The organism is Streptomyces sp. NPDC057900 (assembly GCF_042887885.1).
Taxonomy (GTDB): Bacteria; Actinomycetota; Actinomycetes; order Streptomycetales; family Streptomycetaceae; genus Streptomyces.
Window position 1 is genome coordinate 525,796 of the sequence record NZ_JBHVOI010000001.1, and the last position, 22,759, is coordinate 548,554.

The 22,759-nt window shown below is 70.9% G+C and carries 18 protein-coding genes; 10 read left to right on the forward strand and 8 right to left on the reverse strand.

Annotated features, from left to right (window positions below; all coding sequences use genetic code 11):
* Window positions 1-32: 32 nt before the first annotated feature.
* The 4 genes from ACFVQ0_RS02075 to ACFVQ0_RS02090 all read left to right on the forward strand — a co-directional run bounded on the left by ACFVQ0_RS02075 (window position 33) and on the right by ACFVQ0_RS02090 (window position 3,083).
* Window positions 33-1,217, forward strand: coding sequence for an acyl-CoA dehydrogenase family protein (locus ACFVQ0_RS02075; RefSeq protein ID WP_390083633.1), 1,185 nt, complete (start codon window positions 33-35; stop codon window positions 1,215-1,217).
* A gap of 57 nt (window positions 1,218-1,274) precedes the next feature.
* On the forward strand, window positions 1,275-1,991 hold the full coding sequence (locus ACFVQ0_RS02080) for an NADPH-dependent F420 reductase (protein WP_390083635.1): 717 nt from the start codon (window positions 1,275-1,277) through the stop codon (window positions 1,989-1,991).
* A 98-nt stretch (window positions 1,992-2,089) separates the two neighbouring features.
* Complete coding sequence (locus tag ACFVQ0_RS02085) at window positions 2,090-2,497, forward strand: GFA family protein (protein ID WP_390083637.1); 408 nt, start codon at window positions 2,090-2,092, stop codon at window positions 2,495-2,497.
* A gap of 82 nt (window positions 2,498-2,579) precedes the next feature.
* Complete coding sequence (locus ACFVQ0_RS02090; RefSeq protein ID WP_390083639.1) at window positions 2,580-3,083, forward strand: pyridoxamine 5'-phosphate oxidase family protein; 504 nt, start codon at window positions 2,580-2,582, stop codon at window positions 3,081-3,083.
* Between the two features lie 158 nt (window positions 3,084-3,241).
* Here ACFVQ0_RS02090 and ACFVQ0_RS02095 read toward each other — a convergent pair whose 3' ends face one another.
* The gene (locus ACFVQ0_RS02095; RefSeq protein ID WP_390083641.1) at window positions 3,242-3,583 is read right to left on the reverse strand and encodes a VOC family protein; all 342 of its coding nucleotides are present in this window, start codon (window positions 3,581-3,583) and stop codon (window positions 3,242-3,244) included.
* 473 nt (window positions 3,584-4,056) lie between these two features.
* Between ACFVQ0_RS02095 and ACFVQ0_RS02100 the strand changes: the two genes are divergently transcribed.
* From ACFVQ0_RS02100 to ACFVQ0_RS02110, 3 genes are all read left to right on the forward strand, one after another.
* Entirely contained in the window at window positions 4,057-4,503 is a 447-nt protein-coding gene (locus ACFVQ0_RS02100) for an SRPBCC domain-containing protein (protein WP_390083643.1), read from the forward strand.
* Entirely contained in the window at window positions 4,500-4,856 is a 357-nt protein-coding gene (locus ACFVQ0_RS02105) for an ArsR/SmtB family transcription factor (protein WP_390083645.1), read from the forward strand. Before ACFVQ0_RS02100 ends, ACFVQ0_RS02105 begins: the two co-directional genes overlap by 4 nt.
* A 167-nt stretch (window positions 4,857-5,023) precedes the next feature.
* On the forward strand, window positions 5,024-6,460 hold the full coding sequence (locus ACFVQ0_RS02110) for an MFS transporter (RefSeq protein WP_390083647.1): 1,437 nt from the start codon (window positions 5,024-5,026) through the stop codon (window positions 6,458-6,460).
* A 140-nt stretch (window positions 6,461-6,600) separates the two neighbouring features.
* Here the strand turns inward: ACFVQ0_RS02110 and ACFVQ0_RS02115 are convergent, their stop codons facing one another.
* Window positions 6,601-7,986: a carotenoid oxygenase family protein gene (locus ACFVQ0_RS02115; RefSeq protein WP_390083649.1), complete on the reverse strand. Its 1,386-nt coding sequence runs from the start codon at window positions 7,984-7,986 to the stop codon at window positions 6,601-6,603.
* Between the two features lie 80 nt (window positions 7,987-8,066).
* On the opposite strand from ACFVQ0_RS02115, the gene ACFVQ0_RS02120 reads away from it, so the two are divergent.
* A complete protein-coding gene (locus ACFVQ0_RS02120) occupies window positions 8,067-8,717 on the forward strand; it encodes a TetR/AcrR family transcriptional regulator (protein ID WP_390083651.1) in 651 nt (216 codons plus the stop codon).
* A gap of 46 nt (window positions 8,718-8,763) precedes the next feature.
* Here the strand turns inward: ACFVQ0_RS02120 and ACFVQ0_RS02125 are convergent, their stop codons facing one another.
* The gene (locus tag ACFVQ0_RS02125) at window positions 8,764-9,732 is read right to left on the reverse strand and encodes a hypothetical protein (protein WP_390083652.1); all 969 of its coding nucleotides are present in this window, start codon (window positions 9,730-9,732) and stop codon (window positions 8,764-8,766) included.
* A 268-nt stretch (window positions 9,733-10,000) separates the two neighbouring features.
* On the opposite strand from ACFVQ0_RS02125, the gene ACFVQ0_RS02130 reads away from it, so the two are divergent.
* Both ACFVQ0_RS02130 and ACFVQ0_RS02135 read left to right on the forward strand, forming a co-directional pair.
* Window positions 10,001-10,984, forward strand: coding sequence for a DUF1702 family protein (locus ACFVQ0_RS02130; protein ID WP_390083654.1), 984 nt, complete (start codon window positions 10,001-10,003; stop codon window positions 10,982-10,984).
* Complete coding sequence (locus ACFVQ0_RS02135) at window positions 10,981-12,381, forward strand: cytochrome P450 (RefSeq protein WP_390083656.1); 1,401 nt, start codon at window positions 10,981-10,983, stop codon at window positions 12,379-12,381. Before ACFVQ0_RS02130 ends, ACFVQ0_RS02135 begins: the two co-directional genes overlap by 4 nt.
* A 166-nt stretch (window positions 12,382-12,547) precedes the next feature.
* On the opposite strand, the gene ACFVQ0_RS02140 is transcribed toward ACFVQ0_RS02135, so the two are convergent.
* From ACFVQ0_RS02140 to ACFVQ0_RS02160, 5 genes are read right to left on the reverse strand one after another with little or no spacing between them, the layout of a single operon-like run.
* On the reverse strand, window positions 12,548-13,117 hold the full coding sequence (locus ACFVQ0_RS02140) for a flavin reductase family protein (protein WP_390083658.1): 570 nt from the start codon (window positions 13,115-13,117) through the stop codon (window positions 12,548-12,550).
* Between the two features lie 5 nt (window positions 13,118-13,122).
* Window positions 13,123-13,599 (reverse strand): acyl-CoA thioesterase, encoded by a 477-nt coding sequence (locus tag ACFVQ0_RS02145; protein ID WP_390083660.1) that lies wholly within the window; start codon window positions 13,597-13,599, stop codon window positions 13,123-13,125.
* Entirely contained in the window at window positions 13,596-19,481 is a 5,886-nt protein-coding gene (locus tag ACFVQ0_RS02150) for an SDR family NAD(P)-dependent oxidoreductase (RefSeq protein ID WP_390083662.1), read from the reverse strand. The genes ACFVQ0_RS02145 and ACFVQ0_RS02150 overlap by 4 nt, the downstream gene beginning before the upstream one ends.
* Window positions 19,478-20,497 carry an enediyne biosynthesis protein gene (locus ACFVQ0_RS02155; RefSeq protein ID WP_390083664.1) on the reverse strand — a complete coding sequence of 340 codons (1,020 nt, stop codon included), beginning with the start codon at window positions 20,495-20,497 and terminating at the stop codon, window positions 19,478-19,480. The genes ACFVQ0_RS02150 and ACFVQ0_RS02155 overlap by 4 nt, the downstream gene beginning before the upstream one ends.
* Window positions 20,494-22,473 (reverse strand): FG-GAP repeat domain-containing protein, encoded by a 1,980-nt coding sequence (locus ACFVQ0_RS02160; protein ID WP_390083666.1) that lies wholly within the window; start codon window positions 22,471-22,473, stop codon window positions 20,494-20,496. Before ACFVQ0_RS02160 ends, ACFVQ0_RS02155 begins: the two co-directional genes overlap by 4 nt.
* Window positions 22,474-22,759 lie beyond the last annotated feature (286 nt).

Consider the following 22,759-nt stretch of genomic DNA (forward strand, 5'->3'; position numbering starts at 1 on the left):
CCCTGATCCCACAAGCCCGTTGAGGAGAAGTCATGTCAACGTTCGTCATCCCGACCCGGGAACAGCTGGTGCGGCAGGTGTCCGCGATCGCGCCCGTGCTGCGGGCCAACACCGCGTGGTCGACGGAGAACCGCCGGCTGCACCCGGACTCGGTGGATGCCCTGCGCGACGCGGGCGTCTTCCGGATGCGTATCCCGCTGCGCTACGGCGGTTACGAGAGCGACGCGCAGACCATGGTGGCGGTGGCCGCGGAGATAGCCAAGGCCGACGGGTCCGCCGCGTGGGTGGTGGCCAGCTCCTGGGTCGCCGGCTGGGGCGTGGGCCTGTTCCCGGACGAGGTCCAGGACGAGGTGTTCGCGGAGTCCGGCACAGGGCTCTGCGCCACCATCGGGCCCGGGACCGCGACGGCCGTCCCCGTTCCCGGCGGTGTCCTGGTCAACGGCTCGTGGCCGTTCATCAGCGGCGCCCTCAGCAGCACCTGGCAGCAGGTCGCGGCGATATTCCTGGACCCGGACGGGCAGCCGTACCCGGTGATGGGCCCGGTCCCGGTGTCGGAGCTGGAGATCGTCGACGACTGGCACACCGGCGGACTGCGCGGAACCGGGAGCGTCACCACGACCGCGAAGGACCTGTTCATCCCGCAGGAACGCATCCTGCCGGCGCCCATGGTGCTCGGTGGCCAGTCGGTCTCCAAGCTGAACGCCGACTCGCCGATGTACCGGGCCCCGCTGATCATGGTGGGCGCGGCGTCCACGGTCGGGGTCGCCGTCGGCATGGGCAAGGCTGTGCGGGACCTCTTCTTCGAGCGGCTCCCCGGCCGCAAGATCACCTACACCGAGTACCCGAGCCAGAGCGAGGCCCCGGTGACCCATCTGCGGGTCGCCGAAGCGGTGATGAAGCTCGACGAGGCGGAGTTCCACGCGACCCGGCTGGCCGCCCAGCTGGACGCCAAGTGCGCCTCGGCCGAGCCCTGGGAGATGGCGGAACGCGGCCGCAGCCGCGCGGACGAGGGCGCGGCCGTGCGGCTGACCCGGGAGGCGGTGGAGATCCTCGCCTCGTCCAGCGGCGGCTCCGCCGCCTACACCAAGGTACCGGTGCAGCAGATAGCCAACGATCTCCAGACCTTCGGCCTGCACGCGATGATGAATCCGGATGTCAACGCCGAGACCTACGGCCGGATCCTCTGCGGCCTGGAGCCCAACACCTACTACATCTGACCGGTGCCGAGCCGTCTCCGGCACGAGACAGTCCACCAAGAATCCTGAGGAGTCGTCATGTCCACCCTTGGAATCATCGGCAGCGGAGTCATGGGCACCGTGATCGCCCGGCTCGCCGTCGGGAACGGCATTCCGGTCGTGATGTCCAACTCCCGCGGCCCCGAGAGCCTCGCCGGCCTCGTCGCGGACCTGGGCCCGCTGGCCACGGCCGGTACCGTCGAAGAGGCCTCCCGGGCCGGCGAGTTCGTCGTGATGGCCCTGCCGGTCACCGACTACCGGACCGTCCCGGTGGCGCCGCTGCGGGGCCGGACCCTGCTGGACACCAGCAACTACTACCCGATCCGCGACGGCCGCATCGAGGAGCTGGACTCGGAGAAGCTCACCACCAGCGAGCTGATCCAGCAGCACTTCGACGGGGTCCACCTGGTCAAGGCGTTCAGCGGCATCCTGGCTCACCACATCACCCAGCTCGCCCGTCCCTCCGGCCATCCGGAGCGCAGCGCCGTGGCCATCGCCGGCAACGACGCCTCCGCGAAGTCCGGGGCGTCGGCGCTGATCCACACGATCGGCTTCGACACCGTCGACGTGGGCTCGCTGGCGGACAGCTGGCGCATCGAGCCGGAGACCTCCGCGTACACCTGGCTCTACATGGCCGACCAGAACACCGCCTTCGAGGACCGGACCGAGGCCCTCGGGGCTCCCCTGCCGGCCGCCGCGCTGCGCGCGGCACTGGAGAACGTCGAGAGGGTCCGGGTGGCGGAGCGCACCTTCTGACCTCTGCCCGACGCCCGGAGAGAACAGGGAAGCCCGCCGGCGACAGCGGGCTTCCCTGCGGAGCGCGACCGACGGACCGAGAGCCTGGGGACACCACGATGAGCGAGATCGACCAGCGGCAGACCCGTACCGGCGGCTGCCTGTGCGGGAAGATCCGGTACAGCGCGAACAGCCAACCGTTCTACCCCCATGTGTGCAGCTGCCCGCATTGCAGGAAGCTCTCCGGCAGCCCGATGATGGCCTTCGTGGGCTTCCCGCTGTCCGGCTTCACCTGGGACGGTCCGGGCGGCGAGCCCACCTGGTACGCGACCTCGCCGGGCGCCGGGCGCGGGTTCTGCGGCGACTGCGGCTCCCGGGTGTGCGCGCTCGACGACAGCTCGGACGCCGTCTTCGTGACCATCATGAGCCTGGACGACGACGGTGTGTTCGTTCCGCGGAACCAGCACTTCCGCGACGACGCCGTGTCCTGGCTCCCGCAGGTACCGGAGCCCACAGCCGCCGAGTGACCGGGCACGACGAGAGAAGCGGGCGTCACGACGCCCGAGGGATGTGACCAGAAGTTCCGCCCGGCGAGAAGGAGCGGTATCCATGAACTACGCCGAGATCCTGCACCTGATGGAGACGGACCCGGTGATCCGGACGCTGATCGAGGCACCGATCCCGATGCGGCTCGGATACGTGGGGCTGGACGGCCACCCACGCGCGGTGCCGGTCTCCTACATCTGGAACGGCAAGGCCTTCGTCTTCGCCACCCCGACCGGCGCGTACAAGGTCAAGGCGCTCAGGGCGCACCCGCAGGTCGCCTTCACGGTCGACACCACCACCTACACACCGCTGATCATGAACGTGCGCGGAACAGCCTCCATCGAGATCCGGCAGGGGATCCCCCAGGAACACATCGACGCGTCCCGCCGGAACATCGGCGACGAGGCGCGGATGGAGGAGTGGATGCGGGTGAAGCGGGAGAGCACCAGAGAGATGGCCGTGATCTCCATCGTTCCCACTCATGTCGTCGTGTGCGACTTCGTCACCCGCTTCCCGCCGCCGCGGACCGTGGACTACGCCCACGCCTACGGCGCGGAGCAGGACTGAGGCCGGCCGGAAACCGAACGCCCCGGCGGTCTCGCCGCCGTCGGCACGGACGGCGGCGCACGGACGTGGGGGTGGGGAGCGACGCACAAGGGGCAGCCCCTCTTCCGGCCCGCGTCGGACCGGAAGAGGGGCTGCGGGAACACCCGGTTTCGGGCGTTCTACTTCCACTGGATGATCTGGAGGTAATTCCCGTCGGGGTCGGAGAACGTACCGAACTTGCCCGGCTCCCGGTCGTCGATCGAGATCCACTCCGCGCCGGCCGCGGTCAGCTGGGCCTCCACCGCGTCGAAGTCGTCGACATGGAAGTTGACGATGGAGCGACCCGGCTGGTCGTTCTTCGCATCGATGTCGTCGCGCTCGCAGACGACCAGGTGGAAGCCGCCCAGGTCGATCGGGCCGTCGCCGGTGAATCCCGGGGCCAGCGCCTTGATGTACCAGGCCCGCAGTTCGTCGGGACGAGTCGAGCCGACCAGCATGCTTCCGGGCTTCAGTGTCGCCATGTCGAATCTCCTTGATGTGTGATCCGAGGTCGCGGCGGCGGCTGTCGCCACGCCACGCCTCTCGGTGCTGTGTGAAGTCGTCCGCCTCGGCGGCGCGCTCGACGACCACCGCTCGATGGCACCGGCCGGCCGCGGAGACCTCCACCGTAGGGTGCCGTCCGGTCGGGAAACCGCAGGACGCCTCATCGCGCGCCCGGCCCGGTTGCCGCGGACCAGTCGACCTGTTCGGCGACCGGTCCGCCGAATTCCGCAACTAAAGTGTTGCACGTGACTCAATCCATACGCAACCCGAGTCTTGCGCGACACGCCACCAGTTCCGAAGGTGCGGCAACGCGCGCGCCCACGCCTGACACGGCACCCCCTACGCGGCAGCACCACACCCCTCCCCGCTGAACGCAACCTTTCAATTGCGCCTGACGAACCGATGTGCAACCATCGGGTTGCTGGCAAGAGCACCAATGAAGGAGTCCCTCATGAGCGAACGGCTGATCGAACGCGAAACCCTGATCGCAGCCCCCGTGGACCGGGTGTGGTCACTGGTGACCGAGCCGGGGTTCTGGGTCGCCGACCCGGCGAGTGCGTCCGGCACCGTGGCCGTCGAGGGCGAATCGACGGTGGCCAAGAACCCCGAGTACGGCAGCTTCCCCGTCCGGGTGGAGAAGGTGCGGCCGCAGACCTACGTCGCGTACCGCTGGGCCAGCGCCTTCCCCGGTGAGGAGCTGAGCGAGAACAACAGCACCCTCGTGGAGTTCACGCTGACCGCGGAGGGTGACAAGACGCGGCTGCGCGTCGTCGAGAGCGGGTTCGCGGCGCTGGCCGGGTCCGAGGATCTGCAGGCCAAGGCGCACAGCGACAACTCCGACGGCTGGCCCCAGGTGCTCGACGCGGTCAAGACGCGCGTCGAGGCGTCGTCCGTGTGACGGAGGAACGCCAGGGCTCCGTCGGGGTGGTGGACAGCGTGCTGGTCGCGCTGGCCGACAACACGCGACGCGAGCTGCTGCAACTGCTCGCCGCACAGGGCGAGGCCACAGCGACGACGCTTGCCGAGAGTCTTCCGATATCACGACAGGCGGTGGCCAAACACCTCGCCGTCCTGGACGCCGCCGGGCTGGTCTCCGGCAGCAGGGTCGGACGCGAGGTGCGGTACGCGGTGAAGCCGGCGACCCTCGACGCGACGGCGCGGTGGATGACCATGCTCGCCGCCGACTGGGATCGGCGTCTGGCGAAGATCAAGCACATCGCCGAGGCAGCGGAACGGCAAGACACCCCTTAGACCCTGTCGGCCTGTTCTCGTCCACCGCAGGGCCCGCCCCTTCGGCGGACGGGAACGGGGCGGCAGTCCCCAGCACTCCCCCAGCTCCAGGTCACCCCGGCAGCGGCACCGTCGGCCGACGCGGTGACCCTTCACGAATTCGGACTCTCGATCGAGGGAACCATCTCATGACGACCGACGCAGGCAAGAGCGAAGCGAACTCAGCTCCACGTTTCACCGGCAGGGAACGGATGATCCTGTTCCTCCTGCTCGGGTCCGGATTCATGCTGTCCGTCGACTTCTCGATCCTCAACGTCGCGCTGCCCGAGGTCGGCGCGGGCGTCGGGCTGGGGCTGTCCGGGCTGCCCTGGGTCACCTCGGCCTACGCCCTCCCCGCGGCGGGCTTCGCCCTCCTCTTCGGACGGATGGGCGACCTGTTCGGCCGCCGTCGGCTCTTCATCGCGGGGCTGGCGCTGCTCGCCGTGTCCTCACTGCTCGGCGGGTTCGCCCAGAACGCCGAGGTACTCCTGATCGCCCGCGCACTGCAGGGCTTCGCCACCGCGATGGCGATACCCGCGTCCCTGTCCCTGCTCACCAGCACCTTCGCGGAAGGCGCGCAGCGAGACCGGGTCCTCGGCCTCAACGGTGCGCTGCTCTCCGGCGGTTTCACGGTCGGCGCACTGGTCGGCGGAGTCCTGGTCAGCCTGCTCAGTTGGCGAGCCGCGTTCTTCATCAACGTCCCGGTGGCGGTGGTCATCCTGGCGTTCACCCCCTCGCTGATCAGGGAGAGCAGCGTCCCCGACCGGGTGAAGCTGGACGTGCCCGGGGCGGTGACCGCGGCCGGCGGTCTGCTGGCCGTCATCTACGCGGTCATCGAGTCGAACATCTACTCGGCCATCATCGGCGTGGTTCTCCTGGTCGCGTTCTGGATGATCGAACTCCGTACACCCGCGCCGCTCGCCCCGGTGCGCATCCTCAAGCGGCCGACGGTGAAGTGGGGCAACTACGGGGGTCTCGTGACCTTCTCCATGGGGACCTCCATGATCTTCATGATGACCCTCTACCTTCAGAACGTCCTGCACTACTCCCCGCTGATCACCGGCCTGGTCTTCGGCGTCCCGGGCCTGGCGGCCATGGTCGCCGGGGTCATCGCCGGGCGCTCCATCGGACGCCACGGCAGCCGGAAGGTGCTGGCCGCGGGCATGTCCGTGCAGGGCCTGGCGGTCGTTCCGCTGATCTTCCTCGGTACCGACCGAGTGGCGCTCGCGATCGTGATCCCCGCGCTGTTCATCGCGTTCTTCGGGCATGTGACCTCCATCGTGGCCTACACGGTGACCGGAACCTCGGGCCTGCCCAACGAGGAGCAGGGCCTGGCCACGGGCATGACCGCGATGACCCAGCAGGTGGCAGTCACGATCGGCATCCCTGTCCTGAGCGCGGTCGCCGCGACCCAGACGGTGGAACTGGACGGCCTCCACCTCGCGCTGGTCGTGAACGTCGCGGTGACCCTGGCGAGCGTGGTCCTGGTCTGGCTGGGATTGCGTGCCCGCGGCGCGGACGCTCCGGCGGCCGTCGTGCCGCTGTCGGGGGAGGCCGACGAGGCGCTGGCCCGTCCGCTGGACTGACACCTGACCCCACGGAGGCGCACTCGGCCGAGTGCGCCTCCGTGGCTTTCCGGTCCGGATTCCGCCGAGTCCGTGTCGTCGGGCGTGGGAGATCGCCGGGTGGCCGTCGCCGGCGGGGGTTTCGTGATCCCCCGCACCGCTCACCTCTCCCCCGGCACCCACTGCGCGTGGAAGCCGTGCGGCACCCGAACCGGCAGCGGCACCACGGCGACCGGCGGCCCGGTGAAATCGGCGGTGTCCAGGACCACCAGTTCGCTGCGGTCGGCGGCGGGGTCGTACACCAGGGTCAGCAGCCAGCCGTCGGCCTCCGGGGCCCGCGCCTCGCGCGGCAGGAAGACGGGTTCGCCGGTCAGCCGTCCGCCGGCCAAGGCATGACGGTCCGAGCGGCCGGTGGCGAGGTCGTGCCGCAGCAATGCCGGGCCGCAGAGCGCGGCACCCTGGCCCGCCTTGAGTTCAACGGTGAAGGCGTACCGGTTCCGCAGCCCCGTGTACCGCTCGTCGATCAGCGGGAACTCCTGTACCCGACTGTCCAGTTGCCGCTCCGTCACGGCGTTCTCACGCGGATCGAGGGTCCAGCGCCACAGGGTGGGCGCCGACTCGCTGGCGTGCAGCCGGTCATGGTCGAAGGCCCGCTCGTGGCGGATCACGTCCACGGTGATCCGACCGTCACCCTCTTCGAAGGCGTTGACCGGGTGGAAGACGAAGCAGGGTGCGACATCGAGCCAGAGTGCGGCCGTGTCCGTGCCGCCGCGGGGCACGATCCCGATCCGGGCACCGTGGTCGTGCTGCCAGGAGTAGGGCACCGGCGAGCCGGCCCGCGCCTCGGCGGGGTCGTGGGTCACCGGCAGGTCGAAGAGGACGGCGTGGCGTTCGGTGAGGGAGAAGGAGTGCATCCAGGGGCGGCCCTTGACCGGGATGGGCAGTGCTTCGCGGACCCGGCCCGCGACGTCGAGGGTGAGCAGGACCGCCTCGTCCCTCGCGTGATCGGTCGCGACCGCGAGGAGTTCGCCGGTGACCGGATCGGTGAGGGGGTGCGCGCAGAAGCCGCCGGGGAGGGTGCCGTCGAAGTCGGTGCGGGCGCGGGTGGCGAGGTCGGAGTCGAGGACGAGCGGCAGGGCGTCGGCGGCGGCCACGGCCAGGGTGCGGCCGGCGTGCCGGACCAGGTTCGCGTTGACGTTGCCGTCCGGTCCGTTACGGGGCCCGGGCGTGGGCAGTTCGTTGAGCGCGCCGGTGATCGCGTCGGTCCGCAGCCAGCGGTTGCGGTACGACAGCGCGCGGCCGCCGCCCAGCCGGATCGCGTGTACCATCCCGTCGCCCCCCAGGGCGTGGTCGACGGCGGGGTCGTGGGTGCCCCGGGCATTGGGCCCGATCCGCAGGAAGGTTCCGTCGAGCTGCGGCGGCAGCGTGCCGCGCACCGCCAGTTCGGTGTGTTCCGTCTCGGCCGGCACCGGCTGGTAGCCACGCCCCAGAAGGTGCACCGTGCTGTGCGGGAGTGTGCCGCGGGCAGGGTCGGTGGTGCGAGGCATGGCCGCCTCCTCCGTCGAGTATCAATGTTACGTAACACTGTCACGGAATAGCGTCACAGCCGCCCGCCATACTGTCAAGGGTGAGCCCACGCCGAGTTGACCCGAACCTCCGTCCCCAACTCATCGACGCCGCGGCGAAACTGCTCGGCGAGGAGGGGCCGGCCGCGCTGTCCACCCGCAAGCTGGCAGCCATGGTGGGCACCTCAACCACCGCCGTCTACACGCACTTCGGCGGGATGGACGACCTGGTGCGGGCGATGGTGCACGAGGGGTTCAGGCTGCTCGGCGACCGGATGAGTGCGGTCGAGGAGAGCGATGACCCGGTCGCCGACGTGCTCGCCCTCGGCTGGGCGTACCGGGACAACGCCCGGGAGCACTGGCACCTCTACAACGTGATGTTCGGCGGGTCGGGCCTCAGCGGCTTCTCCCTCACCGACGCCGACCGGCAGCACGGCCGCTACACCCTGGACATCCTCGTCGGAGCCGTCAAGCGCTGCGCCGCGACCGGCCGCTTCCGTCCCTTCGACCCCGAACTGGTCGCCCATCAGCTGTGGATCGCCCTGCACGGACTGGTCACCCTGGACCTCGGCGGCTACCTGGTCGAGCCCAACACCGCCGACGTCTGCTTCGAGGCGCAGGTGGGCGGAATGATCCTGGGCGCGGGGGACGACCCTCAGCTGGCCCAGGAGTCCCTGGCCAGGGCCGCGCGACGGCGGCTCCGGACCCAGTAGGGACCGGAGCCGCCGTTGGTGGGCTCGCCCGGGGCGGAGAGAGCCCTCAGGCGTTCCAGGGTGCCGTCGGGAACCATATGTAATCGAGCCTGCCCAGCATCCGGATGTCCCAGTAGATGACCGTGAACGCGCCGGCCACCAGGAACGCGGACGCGGTCAGCGTAGCCACCCGGCCCGGCTTGGTGGCCAGCCAGCGCTGGACGGGCATGCTGAGGGTGTAGGACAGGAACAGGAAGAGCACCGCCATCACCACGAAGTTGCCGATGGACTGGAGCGAGAAGGCGACTGCCCCGTAGAGCGGGTTGTGTTCCTCGGCCGCCTGCCGGAACAGGTTGCGGAACAGCGGGTAGGGGCGGCCGATCAGGAAGGCGCCGACCATGACGCCGATCAGCACCAGCGGAGCGTTCGGGTACCGGCGCGAGACCGCCGCCAGCGGGTCGGGGATCAGACCGGCCGCGGCCAGCCCGAGCGCCAGCATGAACAGTCCGAGGACCCCGTACACGATCATGGCCTGGGCGATCCGGGGTGACATGCCGTGCGTCTGCGCCATCGAGAACTGCGGCATGTGGGTGCCGACGAGACCGACCAGCACCCCGTAGGCGGCCGAGACCGGCAGCATGCCGGCCGCCATCCAGCCCAGCGGCCGCAGCGCGTGTGCCAGCCGCTGACGGCGGGTCAGGCTGATCTGCCCGACCAGCGGTCCGACCGCTCCGAACACGGCCACGTTGCAGGCCGTGAAGGAGCCTGCCAGCCCGGACACCAGGGCGAAGAGCACCCCGGAGGCGATGCCGGTGAGCGGTGTGTCCTTGGCGTCGTGACCGAGCAGCCGGCTGGCGGTGCGGAAGCCGATCTCGTCGTCCGCCAGCTTCGAGGACCACGCGTAGGCGATCAGCAGGCCGCCGAGCACGCTGAGCACGAGGAGCAGGACCCGGCGGCGCGGGAACAGGCCGTTGACGAAGAGCGATGTGGCGTGCGGCACTGCCGTCGAGGCCGGAGCGGAGGTCGTATCGGTCACGTGAGGTCTCCTCTGTCGCAGGGTGGTGCGGGAACTGGTGCACGAGGTCCGCGATCCCGGCCGCTCCGGTTCGGGGTGGCCGCACGCGAGACCTCGGATACGGGGGCGTGCGGGCAACGCGACTGATTGTCGGGACCCGGCCCGTTCACTGCCTACTCCTGAATTGCCCGGTACCGGCACGGCAGAAGTAGTGACGCGGGCCGGTGAACCGGAGCATGTAACCGGAGAGCTGCGGCCGTCCGGGCACGCGGCGGGCTGGAGGGCAACGATGAGCGCGAGCTGGCGAGCGGTCAGGCGCCGTCTGATGACACCGAGCCACAACGAGACCAAGCTGTCGACCCGGGGCTTCCACGTGAAGAGCCCCGAGGCGCGGGAGACGCTCGAAACGGTCGGGGCGACCTTCCTCGACGGGTACGCGTTCGCCGTCGAGGCGCGCGACCAGGACGAGGCGCACGAGCGGCTGGAGCGGATACCGGTGCGGTTCCGCGGCTTCGCCTACGAGGGCGCGGCGATGGGACTGGCCATGCTGGACGGACTTCCGATACCCGGCAACGGCCGGATATCGGCCTTCCTGGCGGGCCACGGCGCCCCGCACGACTACATGGTGCACGTCGGGGTCGGCTGGGCGATGGCCCGGCTGCCCCGCTTCCGGTGGGCGTCCATCGCGCCCGCCGACCCGCTGCTGCGCTGGCTGGCCCTGGACGGATACGGCTTCCACCAGGCCTACTTCCGTACCCAGCGCTATGTGCGCGAGCAGTACCGGGACCCGTCCTTCCGGTGGCCCGGCGACGAGACCCGGCGGTACGCCGGCCACGCCGTCGACCAGGGCATCGGACGGGCGCTCTGGTTCATCGGCGGCACCGACCCGGTCGTGGTCGCGGACCTGGTGGACAGCTTCGCGGCGGACCGGCATGCCGACCTCTACAGCGGGGTCGGTCTGGCCGCCTGCTACGCCGGCGGTGCCGACGAGGCCGAGCTGCTGTACCTGCTCGAACGGGCAGGCCGCTACCGGCCGCAACTCGCCCAGGGCGCGGCCTTCGCCTCGACGACCCGGGTGGAGTCCGGACTGCTGACACCGCACACCGAATTGGCCGCGCGGCTGTTCTGCGGCATGACCCCGCAGCAGGTCACCGAGGTCTGCTCGCGGGCCCGGCCCAACCCCGTCGTGGACGACCGGCTGACGGCGTACGAGGTATGGCGCCGGGAGATCGCCGAGCGGGTCTCCAGCGACGCGCCCGAGGCACGGGCATGACCGGCGTGGACTCGGTACCGGCCCCGGCCCCGCCGAGCGGCGGCGGCCGGCCGCGGCGGCCACCCGGGCCGTCGCGGGCCGGCACCCCGGTGCTCCTGGCCCGGATGGCCTCCGACCGGCTGACGGTGATGACCGAGGCGGCGGCCACCTACGGCGACGCGGTACGGCTGCCGCTCGGCCCCAAGACCCTGTACTTCTTCAACCACCCCGACCACATCCGCCGGGTGCTGACCGACAACAGCGCCAATTACCACAAGGGCATCGGCCTGGTGCACGCCCGCCGCGCACTCGGCAACGGCCTGCTGACCAGTGAGGGCCCGCTGTGGCGAGCCCAGCGCAAGGTGATCCAGCCGGCGTTCCAGCCGCGCCGGATCAACCGGCAGATCGGGGCCATCGGCGAGGAGGCGCTGCTGCTGGCCGACCGGCTGAAACGGTCGGCGGGCGCGGGAGCGATCGACGTCCGGCAGGAGATGACCGGGCTTACTCTCGGGGTGCTCGGCCGCTCGCTGCTGGACGCGGACCTGGGCGCGTACGAGTCCATCGGCGAGGCCTTCGAGATCGTCCAGGACCAGGCCGTCTTCGAGATGATGAGCCTGAGTTCGGTGCCCACCTGGGTACCGCTGCCGCTGCAGCTGAGGTTCCGCAGGGCGCGGGCCGAACTGAACCGGATCGTGGCCGCGCTCGCCCGGGAGCGGGAACAGCACCCAGCTTCCGACGGCACCCGCGACGACGTGCTCTCGCGCCTCATCGACGCGACGGCCGACGAGCCGGACTCGGCCGTCCGGCAGAACCGGATGCGCGACGAGCTGATCACCCTGCTGCTCGCCGGGCACGACACCACCGCCAGCACCCTCAACTGGACGCTGTACCTGCTGGACCGGCACCCGGAAGCGGGCGACCGGGTACGCGCCGAGGTCGACGAGGTGCTGGGCGACCGGCTGCCCACCATCGAGGACTTCCACCGGCTCACGTACACGTCGATGGTGCTCCAGGAGGTGATGCGGCTGTACCCGGCGGTGTGGCTGCTGCCGCGCCGGGCGCTGGCGGCGGACGAGATCGGGGGCTACCGGGTGCCGGCCGGCGCCGATGTGGTGCTGTGCCCCTACACACTGCACCGGCACCCGGACTTCTGGGAGGACCCGGACCGGTTCGACCCGGAACGGTTCGCTACGGGCCGCTCCGCGGGTCGGCACCGGTACAGCTACGTGCCGTTCGGTGCGGGACCGCGGGTCTGTGTCGGCAGCAGCCTGGGGATGATGGAGGCCACGGTGGTGCTCGCCGTCCTGCTGCGCCGGCTGCGGCTCTCGGTCCCCCCGGGCCACACGGTACGGGCCGAGCCGATGCTGACCCTGCGGGTCAAGGGCGGCCTGCCGATGACCGTGACACCGCGGAACTGACGGTACGCCGCCGGCAGCGGCGAGGACGGACCGGTCACACGAACGGCCGCCCCGGGCAGCAGTCGCCCGGGGCGGCCGTTCGCGTTCCGGCGTCCGCCGCGGGCTGCGGCGGCAACGTCGGAAGCCCGGCCGGAACAGCCGGCCGGGCTTCCTGTCCGAACCGGGATCAGGCGGCGACGCGGCGGAAGGCCCCGCCCAGGAAGAGCAGCGGGTCCTCCCCCGACGCGTTGCCCGCGCCCAGGACCGAGCCCACGAAGATGGTGTGATCCCCTCCGTCGTGGACGGCGCTGAGCCGGCACTCCAGCCATGCCTGGACGTGGCCCAGCACGGGGGCTCCGGTGTGCCGGCCGGGTTCGTGGTCGATGCCGGCGAACTCCGCCGCACCGCGCGGGCGTGAGTGGTCGGCGAAGTGCCGGGCCACCCATTCCTGGTCCCGGCCGAGCACCGAGACCGCGAACGCCTGCTCGGTCAGCACGAGTTGGTGGATGGCTGCCGACTTCACGACGCAGACCAGCACCTGGGCCGGTTCGAGGGAGACGGAGGTGAAGGAGTTGGCGGTCATGCCGCGCGGCGCGTCGCGTCCCGCGGTCAGTACGGTCACCCCGGTGGCGAAACGCCCCAGCACACCGCGCAGTGCGCGACGGTCGTGGATGTCCGCCTCGGGCGCCTCCGCGGGAAGCGGTGGCAGGTCGAGCGGACCGGGCAGCGGAACGGAGGCGGATGGGACGATGGACATGTGGATCACCCCGCAGTAGTGGTGAGCGTCCCGGAGGACGCCGTGCCGGAGACGCCGTAAGGCACCAGCGCGAGCCGCAGCGGCTCGGGGACCCTGGTCGGACGGGTGTCGGTGTTGGGGCCGCGCATGCAGGCGATCCTCTGCTGCCCCCGGGCGACCAGGGTTTCGCTTCCGTCCGGCCCGAGCCGCACGTAGTCGAAAGTGAAGGCGATCTGGGTCTGGGTGAGGTCCAGCAGCCGCATCCGGATGGACAGTTCGTCGAAGGCGGTGATCTCGGCGAAGAACTCGCAGTCCACCTTCAGGGTGAACAGCTTGAGGTCGGCCCGGATGTCCGCGAGCACATCGGGTGCCCGGTCGCGCAGGAACATCTCCCGGCAGCGGCCCTGCCAGCGAAGGTAGTTGACGTAGTAGACGTTGCCGACGAGGTTGGTCTCCTCGAAGCCGACCAGGTGGCGGTACTCGTAGTAGTCCGGTTGCGTCATCGGGTCCCCTCGGTCAGCACGGTGAACGACACCGGATCGGCGACGCCCTCCAGGGCGGTCGCGAAGGACGTGATGCGGTGTGCGCCGCCGCGGAAGGCCACCCAGCCGGGCGGCAGTCCCGCGTCGCCGTCCAGGCTCGGCGCGGCCACCGCGTGGCCCGCCTTGCGCAGCGTCTCCACCGCGCCCCACACCCGGGTGGCGGCCAGGCTCAGCGCCTCGCCCCGTTTCTCGGCGAGCAGCCGGGCCAGCGCCAGGCCGTCGGCGCCCAGCAGCGCGGCCCACTCGTCGGCCGGCCGCTCGGCGGCCACCTCGACGTCGCAGGTGACGGCCTGGTCGGCGACCACGGCGAAGGTGACGCCCGCCGCGTGCGAGGAGGACACCCGGCGCGGGTCGGCCAGTTCGGGCCGTCCGTCGGGCCGGTGGTGCACCTCGGTCTTACGCCCCAGCGCCCAGCTCACCGCCTGGGCGGTGCGCTGCCGGCGCTCGTCCACCGAGGACCCGTCCACCGGGCCGCCGGGCAGCACGACGCACCGCAGCGGGTGGCCGAGCGCCGCTTCGGCGCGCCGTTCCAGGAAGGGGCCGAGCAGGGCCGGCAGCCAGGGGCCGGCTCCGTCCTGCTTGCGCACCGCCCGCAGCAGCAGGCCCTCCCAGCGCTCGACCGGCCGGCCCTCCTCGTCGCGGACGTCCAGGTCGTAGAGGTAGCTGTCGCCGTCCCGGGACCGCTCGCGGGCGTCGAGGTACAGCAGTCGGCCGGTGTGCTGCGCCGGCCGGGCCGCGAGACGCAGCCGTGCCACGCTCACCGGAAGCAGCGTGGCGTCGGGCACGCACGCCTGGATGGAGTGCATGAGCGCGTCGCGGGTCCCGGGGTCGGCCAGTACCAGTTCGCCCGGGTGGTAGGCGGCGAACCAGTCGGTCCGGGGAGTGTCGTCGATCTCGGCCAGGCAGTGCTTCGCGGCCAGGTCCCGGTAGCCGAGCAGCCGCTGGAAGCGGTCGCCCTGGAAGAGCACCGGCCCGTACAGCTCACCGGGTGCCAGCGGGACCCGCGGCACCTCGTCGGTGACCGGCGCCGGGTCACCGGCCACTTCCGGCCCGCCGAAGCGCAGGGTGGCCCGGAAGTGGTCGGCCTGGAAGCCGGTCTCACTGCTGCGCACCACCGCCTCGACCGTGTCGGGTCCGGTGACCAGGGCGGCCACCCGCAGGGTCGTCGTGCCGTGCACCGGGACCACGATGGGCCGCAGGAACCCCATGTCCTCCAGCACCGGGGTGGACCGGTGGCCGGTCAGCGCGGTGGCCACCTGGGTCATGGCCTCCATGCCGAGGACGGCGGGGAAGAGCAGGTCGCCGTCCAGCAGGTGGTCGGCCAGGTAGAGGTCGCTGCCGGCTCCGAGTTCGGCGTCCGCGACCAGTTCGATGCCGGGGTAGTGCACCTGGACGCGTTCCAGGAACCGCAGCAGCGGGGGTTCGGACTGCTCCAGGGTGAGCGTCGGCAGGCCGCCGGCCCGGCCCATCACCACCAGCGCCGGCGGGACAGCGGTGTCGGCCAGCAGCCGGCCGAGCAGTTCCACGCCCTGGTCGGCGGGGATCGGCTCGATGCCTTCGCGGACCAGACCCTCCAGGACGCCCAGCCGCTCCCCCATACCGGCACCGGACCAGACCGACCACTCCAGTGCCAGGCAGCGGCAGTCGGGGTAGTCCTGCTGGAACTGGACGGTCAGCTCGGTGAGCCAGTCGTTGGCAGTGGCGTAGTCTGCCTCGCCGCGCAGTCCCGCCCGGCCGATGATGCTGCCGAAGGTCACGAAGAGCCGCAGCGCCGCCGGGTCGATCGCGGCGAGCACGGCCTCCACGCCGTCGATCTTGGTAGCCAGCGTGCGGCGGAACGAGTCCTCGTCCAGGTTGGCGAGTGCCTGCGGCTGGTTGCGGCCCGCGCCGTGCAGCAGGCCGGTGACCGGGCCGAGCGCCTTGGTGATCTCGCCGACCGCGGCCTTGACCTGGTCGACGTCGGTGACGTCGGCCCGCGCGTAGTGCACCCGGACCCCGGCCGCCTCCATGCGGACCAGGTTGTCCGCGAGCTCGGTGTCCTCCGCGGGGTCGGAGCGGCCCATCAGCCCGATCGCCGCACCGCTCGGCCCGGCCAGCGAGATGGCGCACTCGGCGGTGATGCCCTTGCCGCCGCCGGTGATCAGCAGGACGTCGCCGCCGTCCAGCGCCTGGTGGGTGGAGTTCGTCGCGAGCTCCACCGCCCGCAGCACCGGCTCCCGCCGTACGCCGTCGGAGTCGTAGTGCACCTCGCTGAACCCGGTGGTGGCCAGCACGTCCGCGGTGATCCGGGTGCTGATCCGTTCGGCGGCGTCGGCCGTCATGTCCCCGGGCAACGGCAGGGTGACGACGGTGACCGCGATGTCCGGTGCCTCCAGGTGCAGCGTCTTGGCCAGGCCCGCCGCTCCTCTGCGGTCGCCGACGGCGACCAGCCGGGTGCCCGCGGCGCGCCGGTCCGGGTCGAGTGCGGCTCGGGCGGCGGCAAGCATCAGGCCGATGTGCTCCTGGCCGCAGTCGCGGGGCAGAGCGAGCAGGACGCCCCCGCCGGGCCCGGCCGTGCGCAGCCGCTCGGCCAGCGGTCCGGCCAGCGGGTGCCGGTCGGAGGCGAAGACCTCCCAGTCGCCACCGGGCCCGACGGCGGGGCCGCCGGACAACTCGGCCGGTGTCAGGTCGACCACGAAGGGGCGCACCCAGCTCGCGACGCCGGGGGCGGCGGACGGCTGGTGGTCGTCGGGCGACTGCTCCGACAGCTCGTCGAGGAGTCCGGCGAGTTGCGCCAGCGTGGAGGTGGCGAAGGCGGTGGTGACCATGGGCGCGGAGATGCCCAGCTCCTGGGCGGCCTGGTTCATGATCTGGCCGACGGTGATGGAGCTGAGGTGCAGTTCGTCGAGCGGGTTGGCCGCCGGATCGACCGTTTCGACCGGGAGTTCGGCCCGCTCGGCGGCGAGCCGGAGCAGCACCTCCAGGCTGGAGGTGTTCTCCCCGTCGGCTGCCGTGGTGCCGATGGTGGCCGCGAGAGCGGTGAGCTCGGGCAGCGCGGCCGGAATCGACTGCTCCAGCACGAAGTCCTCGCCGTTGGACTCGGCGGGGCTGGCGAAGAACAGGAACTCCTTGTCCAGCGGCAGCGGCCGGGTGAAGCGCCCGTCGAAGAGCTGACCGTGCCGGACCGGCGCGCCCATCGTCCAGGCGGCGGCGACCGTGCCGAGCAGCCCGGTCAGTGACAGGGCGTCCGCCTCGGTGGCGACCGCGGGCACGTCCGGCAGGATCTCGGCGGCCAGCGACTCCAGTACGTGGCCCGGTCCGACCTCGATCAGCAGGTCGACCTCGCCGTCCATCTCCTGGAGGGCCTCGGTGAACCGGACCGGCTGCAGTACCTGGCGGGTGAGCAGGTCCACCACGTCGGTGTCGGCGGGCAGCAGTCCGCCGGTGACGGTGGAGACCAGGCCCTCGCCGATCGGGCCGAACCGCTCGGTCCTCAGGTGCTCGGCGAGTCCGGCCGCGGCCGGGGCGACGGCCGGTGAGTGGAAGGCGTGCGAGACGTTGATCCTCGCCGCGCCGACGCCCTGTCCGACCGCCCGTGCGCAGACTCGTTCGACCGCCGCGACCGGGCCGGACACCACGGTCTGCCGCGGGCTGTTGTAGCCGGCGATCACCACCGGTTCGCCGGCGGTCAGGGTCTCGGCGAGTTCGGGGGTCGTCGCGAGCGCCGCCATGGTGCCGTCGCCGTCGCTGGCCTCGGCCATGATCCGGCCGCGGGCGCCGGCCGCGCTCAGCACGGTCGGCTCGTCCATGGCGCCCGCCCAGTGCAGGGCAGTCAGTTCCCCGAGGCTGTGTCCGGCGGCCCGGACCGCCTCGATGCCGAGGATGTCCAGGATCCGCAGGCCCGCGACCGAGGCGGCCACGATGCGGGGCTGGGCGATGTCGGTGGCGACCAAGTCGCCGTCGGTGGGCAGCGAGAGCCGGTCGTACAGCTCGTCCACGGCGGCGAACCGGCGGCGCAGCGCGCCTCCGTCGCCCCGTTTCCCGGCGCCCTGGCCCGGGAAGAGGAAAGCGATCCGGGGGGCCGATCCGGCGCTGCCGACGAAGACGCCCTTCTGGGTGTCCAGCAGCGTACGGACTCCGGCGTCCAGTTGTCCGGCCAGCTCGGTGAGCCGCTCGGTGGCCTGTTCGGGCGAGGCGACGAGCACCGCGGCGCGCAACGGCCGGCCGTCCAGCTCGCCCTGCAACGTGGCTGCCAGGTCTCCGAGTTCGGCGTACGACAGCTGGGCGCAGAACTCCGCGAGGCGGGTCGCCTTCTCCCGCAGTTCCTCCGGGTCGGCGCCGTCCAGCAGGAACAGCTCGGCGTCCTGCCGGGAGGCGACCAGTTTGCGGGTGACGCTCGGCACGGCGCTGCGCCGCAGGCCGTCGGCGTGCTCGACCACGACGTGGGCGTTGATGCCGCCGAAGCCCATGGAGGAGACGCCGGCCCGGATGGGCATGTCCTCGGGCCACAGCTCGGCACGGTCCGGGACCCGCAGCGCGGGCTCGGGGCCGAGGAGTTCGGGATGCGGGTCGACGTGGCTGGTGGCGGGCGGGATCACCTGGTGGCGGACCGCGAGGATCGCCTTGAGGAGCCCGGCGACGCCGGCCGCCGCCTTGGTGTGGCCGAAGTTGCCCTTGACGGTGCTCAGGGCGGCCGGGGCGAGAGCCCCGGAGGCGCGGCGGGCCTCGGAGAAGGCGCGCAGCTCGGTGGCGTCACCGACGGCCGTTCCGGTGCCGTGGCCCTCCAGGAGGCCGATGGTCTCCATGCCGAAGCCGGCCGTGCGGTAGGCGCGTCGTATGGCGAGCCGGTGGCCGCTGGCCTCGGGCCTGGTGATGCCGCCCTTCCCGTCGGAGGAGTAGCCCCAGCCGGCGATGGTGGCGTAGCGGAACCGGCCCTGCGCGCGGGCGTCCTCGTCCCGCATCAGGACGAGCATGCCGCAGCCCTCGCCGGGCCAGAAGCCGTTGGCGCCCTTGTCGTAGACCCGCATCTCGCCGGTGGCGAGCGCGCCGGTCTTGGCGAAACCGATCACCTCGAAGGGGTCGATGCTCAGGTCCACACCGCCGGCCACCGCCACGTCCATCGTGCCGCGGGCCAGCGCGTCGCACGCGGTGGAGACCGAGAGCAGGGAGGACGAGCACGCGCCGTCGACGGTGAAACCGCCGCCCTTGAAGTCGAAGTGGTTGCAGATGCGGCCGGCGATGGTGTTGGCCAGGCCGCCGGCCAGGGTGTCCTCACCGATGGGCGGGAAGGCGCTCTTGTAGCGCTGTTCGAGGCTGTCGAGGAACGCGGCGAGCGCCTCGTCGTCCCAGCCCTGCTCGCGCAGCGCGGCGCCGACGGTGCGGCGGACGTACGGCCAGCGCAGCCGCATCAGGTTGGCCCGGCTGAACTCCCCGGTGAGGGTGTTGCCGATGATGACGCCGGTGTTGACGTCCGCCAGCCCCTCGCCGAACGGGAAGCCGGCGTCCTCCAGGGCGCGGGCCGCGGTGTCCAGGGCGAGCCAGTGGGTCATGTCGGTGGAGCGGAAGGTGCTGCCCGCCACCCGGTAGCGGACCCGGTCGAACTCGAATCCCTCGATCACCGCGGCCTTGGCGCTGTAGAAGCGGTCGGGCGCGGTGGGGTCGGGTGAGTAGTAGTCCTCGGCGCGCATCCGCTGGTCGGGCAGTTTACGGAAGGCACGGCGGCCCGCCAGCACGTTCTGCCAGAGCTGTTCGGGGTTCTCGGCGTCGGGGTAGCGGCAGGCGATCCCGACGACCGCGATCCGGCCGGAGGGTTCCCGCTCGTCGTTCTCGGCCGTGGTGACGGGCCGCGGTTCGTGTACGGTCATGCCGCCACCGCCTCGTTGTCGGCCAGGCGCTGCGGCTCGGCGGGCCGCGCCACCGTGCCGTTGGTCGCGTCGCTTCCCCGGCGCCGTTGCAGGCCGTGGGCGACCCACCAGCCGATGCCGCGGACGGCACACACGATCGTGGTGGCGAAGAAGAGTGTGTATACGACGTTGAAGAGCATCAGCAGCCCGTAGACCATGGCGACCGAGGAGCCGAACATGAACTGGTTGCGGCCCTTCGACGGGGTGGTGCCGGGGTCGGTGATCATGTAGTTGGTGAAGAGCACGAAGGCGACACCGCTCATCGGCCCGAGCGCGGACCAGATCGCCACGTCCCATATGAAGTGGCGCAGCACCGCCTGGATGACGAAGCCGCCGAGCCAGCCGACGATCAGCGGTACCCGCTTGGTCAGCATGGCGTTGATGACCGTGCCCGCGGTGGCGATGACCAGCGGGATGCCGACCCGGAAGAACGTGTTCGCGTTCTCGGTGAACTCGTACGGCGGGGCGATGCTGATCCAGGAGCCGAACATCAGCAGTGAGACGGTGATACCGAAGTTGGACGGGTTCATGTAGTGCCGCATGCGCCCGTTGATCGGTGCCTGGAGCACGTGCTTGCCGGCCACGCCGATGAAGACACCGAGCAGGATGGGCAGCAGCAGGTCGTTGGCGTAGAGCAGCATGTTCACCGCGAGCGCGGTGATGTGGGCGGGCAGCAGGAACTCGTACACCCTGCGGAACCCCCCGCCCAGGAAGCGGGCCCGGCGGTTCTGGGCCCAGGCGCTGATCATCTCCAGCACCATCTCGACCGCGTAGGCGAACGGCGCGCAGATGATCGGCCACAGCCAGGGCTGCTCGAAGCCGAGCAGGGTGTAGCCCAGGATGTTGAACACGCTCATGGAGATGGCGAAGTTGCGGAGTGCCAGGTAGCGGGGATCCCGGTTGGGTTTCTTCTTCTCGGCGTGGGGCTGGGCGGCGTGCGAAGCCGCCTTGACAGTCTGGGAACGGGTGCCGGTCATCGGCTCGTCACCTCCTGGATGTCGTCGGTCAGCATGAGGGTGTGGCTGCCGGCGGAGAGCTGCTGGGTCTTGGTGTGCAGGCCGCCGTCGCTGTCGTGCCACGTGAAGTGCGCTTTCACCGGGCCGGAGTAGGTGTCGAGACCGAAGCGCACGTCGAAGCTCCGGAAGCCTCCGTGTCCGCCGCCGCCGTCGAGCTGGGCGATCTGCCGCCCTTGCGGCGTGGTGATGCTCACCGTGGTGCCGTAGGCGGGCGAGCCGGGTGCGGCCAGGCCCTCTCCGGCGGTGGTGTCGGGCGCGGGCCGGTACAGCCGCAGAGTCAGGTCGTGGCCCAGCTTCGGGGCCTGGTTGGCGTAGAACGCCGGCGGGCCCCACTGGCGGGCGATCGCGAAGTCCAGGGCGCCGCTGCCGGTGGTGTCGGCAGTGGCGATCCCGCGGGTCGGAATCGGGACGTCGAGGCCGAGCTGCTCGCTCACGTTCGCGTACTTGCCGCTGCTGGTCCGGGCGTAGAACGCCATCACCTCGTCGCCGGCCAGATCGTCACCGGGGCCGACGTGCGGCCACATCGCGGGGTTGGAGAGCAGGTTGTCGTTGGTCATGGCCATTTCCTGGAGCCACGGCCAGCGGTCGATGTCACCCTTGACGAAGCCGTCGGCCTGCAGGATGTTCTGCTGGCCGTTGTTGAGGAAGTCGCCCATCTTGGCGTCCCAGCCCCAGCCGGTCCAGGCGACGCCGTTCTTCTGCGCCTCCTGCCTGAACGGGGCGACGCCGTCCCGCAGTTCGGCCTTCGCGGCGGCCGGGCTGCCGGCCTGGTTGACCCAGAGGAAGTTGCTCTCCTCCAGGCCCCAGGCGACGGTGATGTTGCTGACCATCATGTCGAAGCTGCCGTTGCCGTCGACGTCACCGAAGTCGACCCCCATGCCCTTGAAGGAGCCGTTGCCGAGCACGAAAGACTTCGGGGTCGTCGCGGTGCGCTCGCCCTTGGCCTCCGTGAAGCGGATGTTGCCGGGGGTGGAACGGTTGTGCAGCAGGTGCCCGTGGCCGAAGTCGTTGGCGATGTAGACGTCGGGCAGCCCGGATCCGGTCAGGTCGGCGCCGGAGATGGCCAGCGTCCAGCCGGTGGAGTTGGCGTACGGGATGGCGTCCTTCTCCTCGACGAAGGAGACGTCCGGGTCGGTGCCGGCCGAACCCTTGTACCAGCGCAGCACGTGGTCACCGCCGGCGTTCTTCGCGCTGGAGAGCGAGTCGTTCATCTCGACGTTCTTGAGGCCCTTCGGGTCGAGCACGTCGGAGTCCGGGAAGTAGTTCCCGACGATCATCGACGGGTGGCCGCTGCCGTCGAGGTCGGCGACGTAGACGGCGTCGGTGTTCCACCGCGGCCCGTGGTACCTGCCGTCGAGGCTCTGCGAGGCGACGACCTCGCGCGGGACGTACGCGGACGCGGACGGGGTCCCGGCGTCGGACTTCGCCAGGAACAGCACCGGAGTGCGTCCCCAGTAGGTGACCAGGAAGTCGTTGCGGCCGTCGCCGTTGAAGTCGCCGGGGGTGCAGCCGGTGGGGGCCATGGCGTCGTCCATCGGCAGCGGCTTGCCGTCCAGCACGAACGGGGTGAACCGGTCGGCGGTGCGAGCGGTCGGGGTATAGGTGACCACGACCGAGTCGGTACGGGTGTCGACAATGCACATACCGTTGGCGAGTCCGTGGCCGGTGACATCGTTGACCGCGATGCTGGCGCCGACCGAGGAAATCCAGGCACGGATCTTCTCGTAGGCCGGGTTCACCTCACGGATCGTCTTCTTCGGCTGCGAGTCGTATCCGGGCGGCATCGCAATCGGCATCTCCTTGAACTTGTACGCCGCAGCAGCCTGGTCACCGCCCGCGACGGATACCGATGTGCGGACGACGAAGAACAGCGAGGTCGCCACCAATATCGTGACCACCCCTGGTATGAGCCTGCGGAATCGCTGTCGGTACGACATCCCAATTCCCTCCCGTGAACGAGAAATGAACAGCTGGCCCAGGACATTGCGAAGGTAATTCAGAAATTACTGTCGCAGTACCTGGCACTTGAGGATCTACCACCCCGGCAAGGGCTGCTTCTCTGACGTTGCCACGGTTCGAAGGGCGCGGCGTCAACCCGGTTAAGGAACACCTTCGGTCGGTGCGGGGGATATCCCCGGCCAGGGTCATTGAGCAGCCTCGGAGAAGACCGGATACCGGCGATCTGAAAACCTCGGGTGAGATCGGACCCTGTCGAATCACAGT